The 14,743-nt window shown below is 72.5% G+C and carries 14 protein-coding genes; 9 read left to right on the top strand and 5 right to left on the bottom strand.

Translation table 11 applies throughout. From position 1 onward, the window contains the following. The first annotated feature begins 162 nt into the window (after positions 1 to 162). Positions 163 to 3,588: a PIG-L family deacetylase gene (locus OG472_RS15280; RefSeq protein ID WP_405941545.1), complete on the top strand. Its 3,426-nt coding sequence runs from the start codon at positions 163 to 165 to the stop codon at positions 3,586 to 3,588. Positions 3,589 to 3,836: 248 nt separating this feature from the next. Beyond that, positions 3,837 to 5,897, top strand: a complete 2,061-nt coding sequence (locus OG472_RS15285; RefSeq protein ID WP_405941546.1) for a PIG-L family deacetylase — start codon at positions 3,837 to 3,839, stop codon at positions 5,895 to 5,897. A 99-nt stretch (positions 5,898 to 5,996) separates the two neighbouring features. On the opposite strand, the gene OG472_RS15290 is transcribed toward OG472_RS15285, so the two are convergent. Further along, on the bottom strand, positions 5,997 to 6,506 hold the full coding sequence (locus tag OG472_RS15290) for an allene oxide cyclase barrel-like domain-containing protein (protein ID WP_405943181.1): 510 nt from the start codon (positions 6,504 to 6,506) through the stop codon (positions 5,997 to 5,999). Between the two features lie 5 nt (positions 6,507 to 6,511). Between OG472_RS15290 and OG472_RS15295 the strand changes: the two genes are divergently transcribed. Beyond that, positions 6,512 to 6,976, top strand: coding sequence for a DUF2975 domain-containing protein (locus tag OG472_RS15295; RefSeq protein ID WP_401601523.1), 465 nt, complete (start codon positions 6,512 to 6,514; stop codon positions 6,974 to 6,976). Continuing rightward, positions 6,976 to 7,197, top strand: coding sequence for a helix-turn-helix transcriptional regulator (locus tag OG472_RS15300; protein WP_365664462.1), 222 nt, complete (start codon positions 6,976 to 6,978; stop codon positions 7,195 to 7,197). The genes OG472_RS15295 and OG472_RS15300 overlap by 1 nt, the downstream gene beginning before the upstream one ends. Positions 7,198 to 7,473: 276 nt before the next feature. Here OG472_RS15300 and OG472_RS15305 read toward each other — a convergent pair whose 3' ends face one another. Then, complete coding sequence (locus tag OG472_RS15305; RefSeq protein WP_405941547.1) at positions 7,474 to 8,103, bottom strand: GNAT family N-acetyltransferase; 630 nt, start codon at positions 8,101 to 8,103, stop codon at positions 7,474 to 7,476. 232 nt (positions 8,104 to 8,335) lie between these two features. Then, entirely contained in the window at positions 8,336 to 9,697 is a 1,362-nt protein-coding gene (locus OG472_RS15310; protein ID WP_030717411.1) for a glutamine synthetase family protein, read from the bottom strand. A gap of 172 nt (positions 9,698 to 9,869) precedes the next feature. Between OG472_RS15310 and OG472_RS15315 the strand changes: the two genes are divergently transcribed. The 4 genes from OG472_RS15315 to OG472_RS15330 all read left to right on the top strand — a co-directional run bounded on the left by OG472_RS15315 (position 9,870) and on the right by OG472_RS15330 (position 12,350). Further along, positions 9,870 to 10,298 (top strand): hypothetical protein, encoded by a 429-nt coding sequence (locus OG472_RS15315; RefSeq protein WP_401601530.1) that lies wholly within the window; start codon positions 9,870 to 9,872, stop codon positions 10,296 to 10,298. Between the two features lie 53 nt (positions 10,299 to 10,351). Then, a complete protein-coding gene (locus OG472_RS15320) occupies positions 10,352 to 11,053 on the top strand; it encodes a DUF3105 domain-containing protein (protein WP_401601532.1) in 702 nt (233 codons plus the stop codon). After that, on the top strand, positions 11,050 to 11,730 hold the full coding sequence (locus tag OG472_RS15325; protein ID WP_401601535.1) for a DUF305 domain-containing protein: 681 nt from the start codon (positions 11,050 to 11,052) through the stop codon (positions 11,728 to 11,730). The genes OG472_RS15320 and OG472_RS15325 overlap by 4 nt, the downstream gene beginning before the upstream one ends. Before the next feature lie 200 nt (positions 11,731 to 11,930). Continuing rightward, positions 11,931 to 12,350 carry a CBS domain-containing protein gene (locus OG472_RS15330; protein ID WP_361769649.1) on the top strand — a complete coding sequence of 140 codons (420 nt, stop codon included), beginning with the start codon at positions 11,931 to 11,933 and terminating at the stop codon, positions 12,348 to 12,350. On the opposite strand, the gene OG472_RS15335 is transcribed toward OG472_RS15330, so the two are convergent. Continuing rightward, positions 12,335 to 13,201 carry an alpha/beta fold hydrolase gene (locus OG472_RS15335; protein WP_405943182.1) on the bottom strand — a complete coding sequence of 289 codons (867 nt, stop codon included), beginning with the start codon at positions 13,199 to 13,201 and terminating at the stop codon, positions 12,335 to 12,337. The genes OG472_RS15330 and OG472_RS15335 overlap by 16 nt on opposite strands. Before the next feature lie 131 nt (positions 13,202 to 13,332). Continuing rightward, positions 13,333 to 14,034 (bottom strand): DUF998 domain-containing protein, encoded by a 702-nt coding sequence (locus tag OG472_RS15340; protein WP_383572094.1) that lies wholly within the window; start codon positions 14,032 to 14,034, stop codon positions 13,333 to 13,335. A gap of 73 nt (positions 14,035 to 14,107) precedes the next feature. Here OG472_RS15340 and OG472_RS15345 point away from each other — a divergent pair, with 73 nt between their 5' ends. Next, positions 14,108 to 14,653 (top strand): hypothetical protein, encoded by a 546-nt coding sequence (locus OG472_RS15345; protein ID WP_405941548.1) that lies wholly within the window; start codon positions 14,108 to 14,110, stop codon positions 14,651 to 14,653. Positions 14,654 to 14,743: the final 90 nt, after the last annotated feature.

A 14,743-nucleotide genomic window follows, 5' to 3' on the forward strand; every position in this document is an offset into this window, starting at 1 on the left:
CCTCCTGCGGTTGTTGCTGCCACTGCCCTGGCGTGCCTGTGGTGAGCGTATCCGGAGCAGGCGTTCGACTCACCGGCAGTACCATGACGGTGATTATCGGATTATCCGAATATTTGATGCGTGATGGGGCCCGCTCCCCGCCGACCGGCCACGAGGAGCCCCATGTCCGACGGACACCCCCGCACCGGCTGGAACGGCCGGCCGGAGGCCTGGCCGTCGCCCGGGGGGCCCGAGGAGCAGACCTACCAGGCCTACCAGGCCGATCCCCTCCAGCCCCACTCGACCCACCACTCTCATCAACACCAACACCCCTACGCGCTGCACCAGCCCGAGCCGGGCCGCGCACCGCACGAGGCCGAGCGCGCCTACGCGCACGACGAGCCCGGCGATGCCTACGCACCTCAGCAGCCCCAACAGGCCTACCCGCACCACCACGTGGACCCGGCGCAGCAGGCCCACCCGCACCACGGGGCGGGGCCGACCCGGCACACCGACCCGGCCCACTGGCGTCACGGGGCCGAGCAGGCCTACCCGCAGCACGGGGCCGAGGCGCACGCGTACCCGACTGGCGGAGCCCAGCAGGCCCAACACACCCACCTGGCCCACCCGACGGGCGGGCCCGAGGCGTACGGGCCTCGGCAGGCCGGGGAGAACCAGGCCTACCCGCCCCGGCAGGCCCAACAGGGCCCGCAGGCCCACCCGTACCAGGGGGCGGAGCCGGCCCGGCACGGCCACTTGCCCCACCAGGCCGGGGAGGCCTGGGCCCACGGACCCCAGCAGACCCAGCCGTACCACCAGGCCGATCCGACCCAGCACGCCTACCAGGCCCCTCGGCCTCACGAGGCCGAGCAGACCCACCCTCCGCAGGGAGCCGGCGCTCACGGGTACCCGCCGTACGAGGCCCAAGCCCACGCGTACCCGCCTCACGGAGCCCAGCAGGCCCAACACACCTACCTGCCCCACCAGTCGAGTGGGCCCTACGGGCCTCAGCAGACCCGACAGGACCACCTGCACCACGAGGCGGAACAGGCCCAACACGCCTACGCGCCGCACCAGATGGGAGCGGTCCAGTCCTACGGGCCCCAGCAGACCCACCCGTCCCACCAGGCCGACCTGCACCATGAGGCGGAGCCGACCCCGCACGCCTACCCCTCTCCCCGGACCGAGCAGGCCCCGCACGGAACCCCGTCCCGCCGGCCCGATGCGGGCCAAGAGGCTCCGGAGGGCGAGGTTCCGGAGGCCGGGGGTCCGGCCGGCGGGCGCAAGGCCGCGCGGCTGGCCCGTGAAGCCGAAGGTACCGGTGGCGGCGGCCGGCGCGGCCGCGCGAAGGCCCCCGCCGCGCCGCAGACCGCACGCGGTCGCCGCCGCGCCGGCGGCCAGGGCGGCTCCGGCGACGCGAACGAGGAGGGGAACGGGGGCGGGAATGGACACGGGGACGGGCCCGGGCACCGCCCCGAGGCGGCAGCCGTAGCGGCAGCCGGCCGCGAAGCGCGGCCGAACCCCCGCCACCGCCGGGCCCGCCTCGTCAAGGCCGTCGCCTTCTGCGCGGCCACCGCCGCCTGCTGCATGCTGGTGCTCCGCGGCAACGAGGCCCTCGACCGCCTCGCCACCCCCGCCGGCCCCGACAGCGCGGCCTCGGCCCCCGCTGCCGTCGCCGACGCTCCGGACCCCGGCCGGGTACTCCAGATCATCGCGCACCCCGACGACGACCTGTACTTCATGAATCCGGACCTCCGTTACTCCATATCCGCCGGTCACCCCGTGACCTCGGTCTACCTCACCTCCGGCGAGGCGGACGGCATCAACGCGGTCCCAGCCAAGGAGGCCACCACCGCCCCCAACAAGGCCGCCTACGCCGAGGCCCGCCAGAACGGCATCCGCGCCGCCTACGCCAAGATGGCCACCGGCGACCGCAGCAGCGCCTGGAAGCGCAGCGTCGTCCCGACGAAGGGCGGCGGCCAGGCCGAGGTCGACGTCCTCGTCGCCAAGCCGGAGGTCAATCTGGTCTGGCTGCAACTGCGCGAGGCCGGCAACGTCTTCGCCGACGTCCCGGAGAGCCTGCACGGCCTGTGGGACGGCAAGGTCGCCCGCCTGGATTCGATGCTCGCCTCCGGATCCCCGGTCAAGCAGAGGTTCTCGTACTCGAAGGACCAGGTCGTCCAGACCCTCGTCGGCGTGCTGGAGCAGTACAAGCCGACCACGGTCCGCTCCCAGGACCCGACCCCCGGCCGGTTCCCCGACACCAAGCGGTACACCGACCACCAGGACCACTTCTACGGGGCGCGCTTCGTGCAACTGGCCACCGCCGCCTACGCGAAGGACGTGAAGGACCGCCCGCACTTCGCGGTGCAGAACTACCTCGGCTACTTCAACGGCTCCCTCCCCAGCGCGCTGGACCCGGGCGAGGCCAAGGAGAAGCTGGACATCCTGGACACCTACGCCTGGCTCGACCGGCAGAACCACTGCGGCAGCGACGCGGGCTGCGGCGACCTCAAGGTCGCCGACCATCCGGCCGGCAACCGGTGGTCGGACTCCATCAACTACGCCCGCGGCAACAGCACCACCTGGCTGGCCTCCGACAAGGAGCTCGGACTGTGGGCCTTCAAGGTGCTCGACGGCCAGGTCGCCGTCTGGCACCGGCCCGGCCTGGTCGGCCGCTGGAAGGGCCCGGACCTGCTGCCCGGCGCCGGCATGGACCCGGGCGTGAGCACCGTGACCCTCAAGGACGGCCGGATAGCGGTCTTCGGCACCCGCACCTCCTTCGGCGCGAAGCCCACCGACTACAGGCGTGAGGTCGTCTACACCGTCCAGAAGGGGGCGGAGACCGATGGGTTCGCGGAGTGGCAGTCGCTCGGCACCCCCGAGGCCGCGGACGAGACCTGGACCTCCGACATCAGCTCCCCGGCCGTGTCGATCGACGGCACCGGGCAGCCGGCGGTGTACGTCCGCGACGGTTCGTACACCCTGCGCGGCCGGGTGCAGCAGGCGGACGGCGGTTGGGGGCCCTGGGAGAAGTACGGCGGAGCCGATCTGCACGGCACCCCGGCCACGGCGACCGACGGCGCCGGGCGGCGCATGGTGTTCTCCGCCACCTCCAAGACGGTGGTCGGCTGGGTGCAGCCGAAGCCGGGCGCCCCGCTGGGTCCGGTCACACCCACGGGGCTGCCGGACACCACGCTCCCGCTGACCGCGGAGGGGCGTGAGGGCGGGGTGCGGCTGTGGTTCCGCAAGCCCGGTTCGGGCAACGTCCGTACGGCCCTGATGACGGGCGACGGCGGGCTGAAGCTGAACAACATGACCGACCTCGGCGGGCTCCAGGGCTTCGGCTCGGTGACGGCGAGCGGTCACGTGCTGGCGGGCCGCTCGGCGGGCGGGCAGCTGGGCTCGGAGGTCGGCCCGGGCCGGCCGTGGGAGCGGTCGCCGCTGATGTTCGTCGGCGCGCCCTCCTCCGTGATGACCGGGAAGAGCATCGTCAGCCTGGCGGTGGTGGGGCTCGACGCGCGGCTGTACGTGACCTCTTCGGCCGACGCTCCGGACGCGTACCTGGCGCCGTGGCAGCCGGTGGGACCGCGCAACACGGCCCCGTAGAAGGACCCGTGGAAACCCCGTAGAGGAGGGCTGCGGAAGAGGGCTGCAGAAAGGGGCCAGAGGCGGACGAAGCACCTCCGCATACAGGTCGCATACCGGGATCAAAACCCCACAAGGCGCCGTCACATCCGGTCGCTTCCGGAAAGTGGCAGTCATCGGCCGAATCGGTGAACCAAGTTCCCCGATTTGGCCTCTCTCTGACTGCTCAAGCGGTTTCTCCGCCCGGACCGAACCCAAGGCGTGACCCGATGCCCGTGACCCGTCGCCGCTTCGCGGCCCTGCTCACCGTGCTGACCGCCGGCGCCACCGGCGTGCTCTCCGTGGCCACCGGCCAGCAGACCTCGGCCGAGGCCACCCAGGAGAAGGGCCCGACCGCCGTCCTGCCCGCGAGCGTCACCGCCGGATCGGTCGTCCAGGTCGTCGCGCACCCCGACGACGACCTCTTCTTCATGAACCCGGACCTCAGCCGTTCCCTGCTGGCCGGCACCCAGGTCACCACCGCGTACCTCACCTCCGGCGAGTCCGACGGCCGCAACGAGGCCGGCGGCGGCCAGGCCAAGGACCCCGAACAGCCCGCCGACCGCACCCACTACGCGGAGGCCCGGCAGAACGGCATCCGCTCCGCGTACGCGCAGATGGCCACCGGCGACCGCACCAGCGCGTGGAAGCGCACGGTCATACCCACCGACGGTGGCGGCCGGGCCGAGCTCGACGTCCTCATAGCGAAGCCGCAGGTCAACCTGGTGTGGCTGATGCTGCGCGAGGCCCGCAGCACCGGCGGGGACAACCCCGAGAGCCTGCGCGGCCTGTGGGACGGCCGGATCACCGCACTCGAGGCCCAGCTGACCTCCGGCACCCCGGTCAAGCAGCCGTTCTCGTACACGAAGGACCAGCTCGTCCAGTCGATAGCCGGAGTCCTGGACCGCTACCGGCCGACGACGATACGGATGCAGGACCCGACGCCGAACCGGTACGGGGACAACGGCCGGTACACCGACCACCAGGACCACATGTACGGGGCGCGCTTCGTGCAGGCCGCCACCGCCGCCTACGCCGCCCAGGTCCAGCGCCGCCCCCACTTCTCGGTGCAGAGCTACCTCGGCTACCACAACAGCACCCTCCCCCACTCGCTGGATCCGCAGACGGCCGAGACGAAGACCGGCTACCTGCGCACCTACGCCTGGCAGGACCACCAGGACCACTGCGGCAGCCCCTCGGGATGCGGCGACCGCAAGGTCGCGGGCAACCCGACCGGGCGCAACTGGGCCCAGTCGCTGCGCTACACCCGCGCCGACAGCACCTCCTGGCTGACGCAGGGAACGCCCGGCCGCCTCTGGGCGTTCGCCGCGCTCGACGGCCAGATGGCGTACTGGACGCGGGGACCCGGCGGCGACTGGGCGGGCCCGGTCCTCCTCCCGGGCACGGGCATCGACCCGGGCGCGGCCACCGCCCGCCTCCCCGACGGGCGCATCGCCGTCCTCGCCACCCGCACCGGCTTCGGCTCCGTGCCCGCCGACTACCGGCGCGACGTCGTGTACGCCGTCCAGGCCGCGCCCGACGGGCCGTTCGGGCCGTGGCAGTCGCTCGGCACCCCCGAACGGTCCGACCAGGAGGGCACCTCGGCGATCAGCGCCCCGGCGGCCGCGGTGGACGCCCAGGGCCTCCTCACGGTCTACGTCCGCGACTCCCGCCGCACCCTGCGCGCCACGGCCCAGCTGCCGGACGGCGACTTCTCCCCCTGGCAGCGCCTGGGCGGCGACGACCTGCAGGGCGACCCGGTGACGGCGGTCGACACCGCCGGCCGGCGCCACGTGTACGCCACCACCACCAAGTCGGTCCTGGCCTGGACCCAGCCCGCCCCGGGCTCCGCCCTGGCCGGACCCTCGCCGACGGGCCTGCCCGCCACGACGGTCCCCCTCTCCGCCGCCCCGGACGGCGCGGGCGTCCGCCTGTACTTCCGCCGCCCGGACTCCGGCGTCGTACGCACCGCCCTGGTCACGGCGGGCCCCACGGCCCGGCCCCAGGTCTCCAGCGTCACGGAGGCGGGCGGCCGGGCCGGCTACGGCGCGGTCGGCGCCGCGGGCCGCCTCGTCGCGGGCCGAGGCGAGAACGGCACCATCAGCACCACGGGCCTCGGCGGCCCCCCGGCCTGGGTGGAATCCCGCATGCTCTTCGCAGGCGCCCCCTCGGCCACCCTCGAACCCACCGGCACCACCACAACAGCCGTCCTGGGCCTGGACGCCGAACTCCACACCACGACCACCCCCACCACTCCCACCACCCCCACCTGGCACCGCGCGGTCCGCTGACGCCCGCGAAGCCTGCTCACCACCCGCCGTCGGCTCACCCCCAGGGCGGCTTGTCGCTGATGGCGGTCGGCCCGGGACCGGGCCTGGTGGCGGCGTCGGTCAGCGGTAGAGGTCGATCGTGAAGCGCCTCTCGCCCCTACCGGTCGTCTCGGCGTGGACCGAGCCACGAGCCCGGTCGAATTCCCCGGTGCCACCCGTGATCGCGTTGTCGAACGAAGGGGGAGGCCCCGCGTTGAGATGGCCGAAGACCATCCCCTGCACGGAGAGCTGGCCGCCCGGGAGGGTGTAGGTCACGACGCGCTCCTCCGCTCCGCCGAGGGCGACCCGGATGGTGGTGCAGGTGCCGCCGGTCTCGCCGACCACTTTGTCGTCCTGGTCGAGGAGTTCCGAGCGGAAGACGGTCCGATCGCCCTGGGCGGGGCCATGAGTGTGATGACCTGATGTTTGCCCTTGTCGTGGGCGGAATCGCCGTCCGTCGCGGCGGCGGCCGCGACGGGGGCGCAGCAGACGGCACCGGGAAGAGAGAACCCCCCGCCCCAGCCTCCACCCGACCCCCTTGCCCCATCTATCGAAACTCGATAGATTTCGATCGCAACTCGATGGAGGGATGAGTCATGGGCAAGCTGACGGTGTGGGCGCTGCGCGCCGTGCTCGGGGTGGTGCTCGTCGGCACCGTGTTCGTGCAGGCATTGATGGTGTGGGCGTTGGCCACCGACCCGGAGGACGGGTCGCTCCCGCTGACCCCGCTGCGGGTGATCACGATGCTGGGCATGGTGTCGGCCCAGGTCGCCCTGGTCTGCGTAGGGCGGCTGGTGACGATGGTGCGGCGCGGCACCGTGTTCTCGCCCGCCGCCTTTCGGTACGTGGACGGCGTGATCGGCGCGATCGTGGCGGCCGCCCTGTTGTGGTTCGCGGTCACGGCCGTCAATGCGCCGGGCCAGCGGGAGGACCCGGGCGTCACCGTCATCATGGGCGGGATCGGCGTGGCCATCCTCGGGGTCGCACTCATCGTGCTCGTCCTGCGGATGCTGCTCGCCCAGGCCGCGCAGATGCAGGCCGAGCTGGACGAGGTGATCTGATGCCGATCACCGTCGACATCGACGTGATGCTGGCCCGGCGGAAGATGTCGGTGGGCGAGCTCGCGGACCGCGTGGGCATCACGCCCGCCAACCTGGCGGTACTCAAGAACGGCCGCGCCAAGGCCGTACGCTTCGCGACGCTCGCCGCGCTCTGCGAGGTGCTCCAATGCCAGCCGGGCGACCTGCTGCGCTGGGAGGCCGAGGACGCCGCCGGCGAATGACCCTCCCCCTCGAAGCCCGTCCTTCCGGCACGGAAGGACGGGCTCGCCGTTGGGCCGCCGGCCAGGACTTGTCGCCGCGGTGCCTTCCAATGAGGCGAGCAGCCGGGTCGAGGGCCTCTCCAGACCGCCGCACCTGTCCAAGTGCCGGCGTACACGTGGACGTCCCCACGCGCGTACGGATGAACGTGGGCACGTTCCGATGTGCTGTGCCTCAGTCGCCGCATGCCGCGGCGAGGCCGATTCGGGCTGCCCCGAGGCCGGCAGACCTGCCCCCAGTCACCTGCCTTCGAGGCCCTGAGCGATTCGCCGTTCAAGCCTGACCCGGCAGTCCGGCCACTCCGATGCGGTGATCGAAAAGATCGCGGAGTCACGGAGAAGACCGTCCTCGCCCGGAGCCCACGACCGGGACCAGTTCCGCAGCACGCCTTCGAATCGGGCGCCCACCCCTTCGATCGCGGCCCGGCATCGGCTGTTCCTCGCGTCCGTCTTCAAATCGAGACGTGCCACCCCCCAGTTCTCGAACGCGTGCCTGAACAACAAGTACTTGGCCTCGGTGTTCACCCCCGTGCCCTGAGCCGACGCGGCAAGCCAGGTGTAACCGACCTCGATCGCGCACAGACCCTCTCCAGCCGGCCACAGCCGTGGATCCCAGTAGGCCGTGGCCCCGACCGCCCGCCCCGATGCACGCTCCACCTGTGCGTACGGAGCCAGCTTCCCGGCGGTGGCGCGGGCGAGCTGAGCGTCTATGTATCCCTCAACCTCGGCCGCCGTAGGCACCCACGTGAACCCGTACGAGCTGCGGTTCTCCTCCGCCGCCGCAGCCAAGTCCTCCGCATGGCGGTGCCCCAGCGGCTCCAGGCGCACGCGTGTGCCGTCCAGAACCGGTCCCTCAAGCGCGAAGGTCATTGATCACCACTCCAGTGCGAGCCCAGGTTGATCATTCTGGGCCGCAGGGTTCCAGAGCCATCGCCCCATGTCGCATGAATTACGCGGAGCCGGACAGGCCCGGCGGGGGGCTGAATACTGGGGACATTCATCTGTACGCAGCCGGCGAGTCAGGGCATACCACTCAGGGCCAGCGGCTGAGTGCCGCTGGCCCTGAGTGTGTTCCGACCCCGGAAGGCCGTCTGACCTGCCCTTACAGCACCGGGAGGTTCTTGCGGAGTTCGAAGGCCGTGACCTCCGAGCGGTATTCCTCCCACTCCTGCTTCTTGTTGCGCAGGAAGAAGTCGAAGACGTGTTCGCCGAGGGTTTCGGCGACCAGTTCGCTGCGTTCCATCAGGGAGATGGCCTCGCCGAGGTTCTGCGGGAGGGGTTCGATGCCCATGGCGCGGCGTTCGGCGTCGGAGAGGGCCCAGACGTCGTCGTCGGCGCCCGCCGGGAGTTCGTAGCCCTCCTCGATGCCCTTGAGGCCGGCCGCGAGGAGCACGGCGTAGGTGAGGTACGGGTTGGCGCCCGAGTCGATCGAGCGGACCTCGACGCGGGAGGAGCCCGTCTTGCCCGGCTTGTACATCGGGACGCGGATCAGGGCGGAGCGGTTGTTGTGGCCCCAGCAGATGTACGAGGGGGCCTCGCCGCCCGCGCCGGCGCTGCGGGAGGAGCCGCCCCAGATGCGCTTGTAGGAGTTGACCCACTGGTTGGTGACCGCTGCCGTCTCGGCGGCGTGCTTCAGCAGGCCCGCGATGAAGGAGCGGCCGACCTTGGAGAGCTGGTACTCGGCGCCCGACTCGTAGAAGGCGTTGCGGTCGCCCTCGAAGAGGGAGAGGTGGGTGTGCATGCCCGAGCCCGGGTATTCCGAGAAGGGCTTCGGCATGAAGGTGGCCTGGACGCCCTGTTCGAGGGCGACCTGCTTCATGACCAGGCGGAAGGTCATGATGTTGTCGGCCGTGGAGAGGGCGTCGGCGTAGCGGAGGTCGATCTCCTGCTGGCCGGGGGCGCCCTCGTGGTGGCTGAACTCGACCGAGATGCCCATCGATTCGAGCATGGTGATCGCCTGGCGGCGGAAGTCCATGCCCACGTTCTGCGGGGTGTGGTCGAAGTAGCCGGAGTTGTCGGCCGGGACCGGGCGGGTGCCGTCCAGCGGCTTGTCCTTCAGCAGGAAGAACTCGATCTCCGGGTGGGTGTAGAAGGTGAAGCCCAGGTCGGAGGTCTTGGCCAGGATGCGCTTGAGGACATAGCGGGGGTCCGCGAAGGACGGGGAGCCGTCCGGCATCAGGATGTCGCAGAACATCCGGGCGGTCCCGGGGGCCTCGGCGCGCCACGGCAGTATCTGGAACGTGCTCGGGTCCGGCTTGGCGATCATGTCGGACTCGTAGACCCGTGCGAAGCCCTCGATCGCGGAGCCGTCGAAGCCGATCCCCTCGTCGAAGGCCTGCTCCAGCTCCGCGGGGGCGACCGCGACGGACTTCAGGAAGCCCAGTACGTCGGTGAACCACAGGCGCACGAAGCGGATGTCGCGCTCCTCAAGCGTCCGGAGGACGAATTCCTGCTGCTTGTCCATGCCTTCATCCTCGCAGTTCAGACGGCCTGTGCACCACCGCCTCGTGGGTCGGGGCACAGTCGGGCCGGCCCAGTATCGCCAGTGGTGGTTTCCGCCACATTACGCACCCGGGAAAGCTCGCGGCACCCCCGCACTGACCTCGGAGCGGTCATGAGCATTACCATCTGCGGCCATGGGGGGCCTGCAGTACGTGCAGCCGGGGCGTCGGGGACGTCCCGGGCTTCGGCGTGTCCTCCTGACGGTGGCCTTCGGGGCGCTGGTCGGGGTGCTGACCGGCGCGCTGTTCCTGTGCGCTTCCCGGTCGGGCGAGTCGCCCGTGTCGCAGGGAAGCGCCCGGGCAGGCTCGCAGGCCGGGCCGCGGGCGCACGGCTCGGCGCACGGCGCGGCGCACGCCGTCTGCGTGTCCCCGTACGACCTGCCCGGCTGCTCGTCCCTCGCGCACGTGACCCCGGGTGTCCTGCCCGTACCGCCGCCCGCCGTGACCGTGCCGGGCGGCGAGCCGCCGCCCGCCGCCGAGGCCTCCGGGCCGGGCCGGATCCGGCCGCCCGGGCCGCTCGCACGCGCCCCCGACCTGCATGCCCTCCAAGTGCTGCGGACCTGACGGGTCCGGTTTTGCGTTCCACCCACCCCCCTCAGCAGAAGGAACCAGGGCACATGGCCAGCAAGTCCGGCAGGACCCAGCAGAACACCGACCCGCACTCCCGTCAGGCGCGCATAGCCGAGATGCGCCGCGCCGAAAAGAGTCGGGAGCGGCGCAACAAGGCCGTCGCGATCACGATCTCGACGGTCATCGTCGCCGGTCTGGTCGGTTTCGGCGCCTGGGTGCTGATCGACCAGAAGCAGACCGAGCAGCGCAAGAAGGAGGCCGCGGAGCAGATCCGCAAGGAGGCCGAGGAGGTCCGCAAGAAGCCCGTCGAGGGCGAGCAGCTCTGGGACGCGAAGAACCTGGGCCGCAACCACGTCGAGACCCCGGTGAAGTACGAGATGAATCCCCCGGTCGGCGGTGACCACCACCCCCGGTGGATGAACTGCAACGGCGACGTCTACAAGAACCCGCTGCCCGAGGTGAACGCCGTGCACTCGCTGGAGCACGGGGCCGTCTGGGTCACGTACAACGAGAAGGCCGCCAAGGCCGACGTGGACAAGCTGGCCGCGACCGTCGGCAAGACCCCGTACACGCTGATGAGCCCGATCAAGGAGCAGACCGGGGCGATCATGCTCAGCGCGTGGGGCAAGCAGCTGACCGTGGAGACGGCGGACGACCCGCGGGTGAAGCAGTTCTTCACCAAGTACGTGCAGGGCGAGCAGACCCCCGAACCCGGCGCCGCCTGCACGAGCGGGCTGACCGCCAAGTGACCGGCCGTACGCCCCGTACGTACTGGGTCGCGGGCACGGCCGTGCTGCTGGCGCTGCTGTTCGCGGCGGCGGCCACGGTCGCCGCCGCGAACGGCGATCCCGGTGCGGCACGCCCTCCGTCCGCCCCCGCCACTCCGGGTCTCCACTCCCCGGACGCCGGCTTCGCCCGGGACATGGCGGTGCATCACCAGCAGGCGGTGGAGATGTCCTTCATCGTGCGGGACCGCACCGGGGACGAGGCGGTACGCACCCTCGCCTTCGACATCGCCAACACCCAGGCCAACCAGCGGGGCATGCTGCTCGGCTGGCTGGACCTGTGGGGACTGCCGAAGGTGGTGGCCGACGAGCCCCCGATGTCGTGGATGGGGACTTCCGGAGGCCACGGAGACCATGCGGGCCACGGCGCCGCCAAGCCCGGCGCGCTGATGCCCGGCATGGCCACCAAGGAGGAGCTGGAGCAGCTGGGAGCCGCCTCCGGGCGGGACGCCGAGGTGCTCTTCCTCCAGCTGATGACCGACCACCACAAGGGCGGCGTCACGATGGCCGAGGGATGTGCGCAGCAGTGCGTGACCCCGGTCGAGCGGGCGCTGGCCCAGGGCATGGTCGACGCGCAGCGCTCGGAGCTCACCCTGATGGCGGACATGCTGGGGAAGCGCGGGGCTGCGCCGCGCGGGTGACGGGACACGCGCCGCGCGGGTGACGGGACACGCGCCGCGCGGGTGACGGGACACGCCCGTACGGTGGTGAGAGGGCGCCCTCTCACCCGTACGGGCGTGTGCTCCCGCGCGTGGAGTCGCACGACGAGCCCGGGGCGGGGGACGCCGAGGCGGGCGCAGCCGCGCCCCGCCGCTCGTACGGCGCTCAGGAGGTTGATGCGATGACCACCGCCGGAGAGATCATGCACAAGGGGGCCCAGTGGATCCCCGCCACCGAGACCCTGGACCGGGCCGCCCAGCTGATGAGTGAGCTCAATGTGGGCGCGCTGCCCATCAGCGACTCCGAGGAACGGCTCTGCGGGATCCTGACCGACCGCGACATCGTGGTCGGCTGCGTGGCCAAGGGCCGCGACCCGTCGAAGATCACGGCCGGTGACATGGCCCGGGGAACGCCGCGCTGGATCGACGCGGGCGCGGACGTCTCCGAGGTGCTGGAGGAGATGCAGAGCCACCAGATCCGCCGGTTGCCGGTGATCAGGAACAAGAAGCTGGTCGGCATGATCAGCGAGGCAGACCTGGCCAAGCACCTCTCCGAAGAGCAGATCGCGGGCTGGGCCGAGAAGGTCTACGCGAGGAGCTGACCGCCGGCGTTGCGGACCGCCCGGGCCACCTGGTCCGGGCGGTCGAGCATGACCAGGTGCCCGGCGGGCTCGGCGACCTCGAAACGGGCGCCCAGCACGTCGGCGAGGTCCGCCTGCCGGGCGAGCCAGCGCAGGTCGGAGCGCCCGTGGAGCCCCCCTACGGCGGAGCCGTGGGGGAACGGGCCGTCGTGACCGGCGATGACGGTGGCGGGGGCGGTCAGCGGGTGCGTCCCGCGCAGGGCGAGCAGTTCGGCGGCCATGTCCGGGTAGCGGGAGTTCTCGAGCAGGGCTCCGCGCCAGACGCGGCCGGTGCGGTAGCAGCGGCGTACGAGGTCCCGTGCGGCCGGGTCGGGGCCGCCGGTGCGGGAGGCCCGTACGGTGGCGCGCCGGGCCAGTGGCCCCAGCGCGGCCGGCAGCCCGGCGGCGGTCACCGCCAGGCCGAGCGCACGGGCGACGCCGGTGCGCAGCGCGGCGGGCAGCACCGTACGGGGGTCCTCCTCCACGCTGCCGTCGAGGAGGACGAGGGCGGCGGTGCGCCGCGGGTAGAGGCGGGCGAAGGCCTCGGCGTGGAACGCGGCGATCGAGTGCCCGACGACGGTGACCGGGCCGGTGAAGCCCAGTACGTCCAGCAGGCCGGCGATCCGGTGGGCCTCCCCGGCGGTGGTCGGCGGCTCGGCGGCCGGGCCGCTGAGGCCGTGGCCGGGCCGGTCGAAGCGGACGACGGTGCGGCCGGAGGCGGCGAGCAGCCCGGCGACCGCGTCCCAGTCGAACCAGGCCATGGCGAGCCCGGCGCTGAGCACGCACACGGGACCCCGGCCCTCGACGACGACGTGCAGCGGCACCCCGTCCACGCGGACGAACCGGCCGGTGCCGCGCACGTACGGAGCCTCGTGCGGGTCCGCGTACCGGTCGTCGTACGGCTCCGCGTTCCGCGGCGGGCGCGGCGGCTCGGGCCGTGACTCGGGGTGTGGCCCGGGCGCCGTCACGTACGGCCTTCCTTGTGGACCGAGTAGGCGAGCAGGCCGAGCCAGAGCGCCACGAGCAGCACCTGGAGCCGCTGCCCGGCGCCGAGGGCCCAGGTCCCGCGCCCCGCGGTGAACATCGCGATGGCGGTCAGCGTCCACGCGGTGGCGAGGAGTTCGAGGGCGACGAGCGCGGGGCCGTAGCGGGCCAGCGGGGCGAACCAGCCGTAGCGGCGGGCGGCGACGGTCAGGGCCACCAGGCCGACGAGGGCGCCGGTCATGGCGAGGCTGCTGCTGACGGCATGGGCCCGGTGGGTGGCGGGGACCAGGCCGGCGGTCTCCAGGGCGGCGCATTCGGGGTCCACGGTGGGCGTGCAGCTCAGCGGCAGCCAGGCGTCGGCGGCGGTGGCCGCGCCGAAGAGGGTCACCCCGGCCCAGCCGACGACCGCCCAGAGGCGGCGCGACTCGGCGTGCTTCAGCAGCCGGGACAGGGCCAGCAGTCCGCCGGAGAAGGCGAGCAGCCCGGCGGTGAAGTCGGTGGCCCGGAAGAGGCCGCCGAGCGGCTGGTCCTGGGCGGCGAGCTCGCTGACGTACGTCTCGATGGGGTTGAGGCCCGTGGAGAGGACGACTTCGAGGACCCACGCGGTGTAGGCGGCGCCGGCGAGACCGATCAGGACGGCGACCGGCCAGGCGGTCCGCGGAGAGAGGCCATGTGGGGACATAGTGTGACTAATCCTAAGCAGACCCGGGGGTCGGTCCTATGATCGGATACCCACCCCGGGTAGGGTTCCGGCCATGACGCGCAGTGCCGAGCGAGCCGCCCCGGGGTCCCGGTTGCTGCTGCTCGCCGCCCTGCTGCTGGGCATCGTCACCATGCACACCCTCGGCCATCCGTCTGCCTCCCATGCCATGGAGGACGTGTCCGCGGCCCGCTCCGTTGCCTCGGCCGGGTCGCCCGGTCCCGCGGCGGACGGTGGCGCGCACCACACCCCGGCGCTCGCGCCGACGACGCCGGACCGGGAGCAGGAGCACCGGCCGGCCGTGGAACCGGCACACGAACCGGTCCCGGCCCCGGTGCCGGTCCCGGAAGCGGGCCTGGCAGCGGGCCTGGAGCCGGCGCAGGCCGCAGGGACGCAGGGGCCCGGTACCGGCATGGACCCCATGTCCGTCTGCTCCGCCGTGCTCGCGGGGCTCGTCCTGCTGTACCTCGGCGCCGGACCGGCCGGCTCCCGCGACACCGCGCCGCTCGGGGGCGCGGCCCGCATACCGGGCCGGTCCGGTGGCCCGGATCCGCCCTCGCCCCGTGAGCTCCTGACCCGGCTGGCGGTCCTGCGGGTATAGGCCCGGCCCCGGCCGTCGCCTCCGCATGCCCTTACGCCCGCATGCCCATACGTCCGTACGCCCGTACGTCCGTGCGCCCGCATGCCCTCG

Source organism: Streptomyces sp. NBC_00207, assembly GCF_045160965.1.
Classification (GTDB): domain Bacteria; phylum Actinomycetota; class Actinomycetes; order Streptomycetales; family Streptomycetaceae; genus Streptomyces.

What these genes read in the sequence shown, in the direction of transcription:
- OG472_RS15345 (WP_405941548.1), top strand. Translation starts at nt 14,108, where the DNA reads ATGACGCGCAGTGCCGAGCGAGCCGCCCCGGGGTCCCGGTTGCTGCTG.
- OG472_RS15300 (WP_365664462.1), top strand. Translation starts at nt 6,976, where the DNA reads ATGCCGATCACCGTCGACATCGACGTGATGCTGGCCCGGCGGAAGATG.
- OG472_RS15320 (WP_401601532.1), top strand. Translation starts at nt 10,352, where the DNA reads ATGGCCAGCAAGTCCGGCAGGACCCAGCAGAACACCGACCCGCACTCC.
- OG472_RS15330 (WP_361769649.1), top strand. Translation starts at nt 11,931, where the DNA reads ATGACCACCGCCGGAGAGATCATGCACAAGGGGGCCCAGTGGATCCCC.
- OG472_RS15295 (WP_401601523.1), top strand. Translation starts at nt 6,512, where the DNA reads ATGGGCAAGCTGACGGTGTGGGCGCTGCGCGCCGTGCTCGGGGTGGTG.
- OG472_RS15340 (WP_383572094.1), bottom strand. Translation starts at nt 14,034, where the DNA reads ATGTCCCCACATGGCCTCTCTCCGCGGACCGCCTGGCCGGTCGCCGTC.
- OG472_RS15310 (WP_030717411.1), bottom strand. Translation starts at nt 9,697, where the DNA reads ATGGACAAGCAGCAGGAATTCGTCCTCCGGACGCTTGAGGAGCGCGAC.
- OG472_RS15280 (WP_405941545.1), top strand. Translation starts at nt 163, where the DNA reads ATGTCCGACGGACACCCCCGCACCGGCTGGAACGGCCGGCCGGAGGCC.
- OG472_RS15315 (WP_401601530.1), top strand. Translation starts at nt 9,870, where the DNA reads ATGGGGGGCCTGCAGTACGTGCAGCCGGGGCGTCGGGGACGTCCCGGG.
- OG472_RS15285 (WP_405941546.1), top strand. Translation starts at nt 3,837, where the DNA reads ATGCCCGTGACCCGTCGCCGCTTCGCGGCCCTGCTCACCGTGCTGACC.
- OG472_RS15305 (WP_405941547.1), bottom strand. Translation starts at nt 8,103, where the DNA reads ATGACCTTCGCGCTTGAGGGACCGGTTCTGGACGGCACACGCGTGCGC.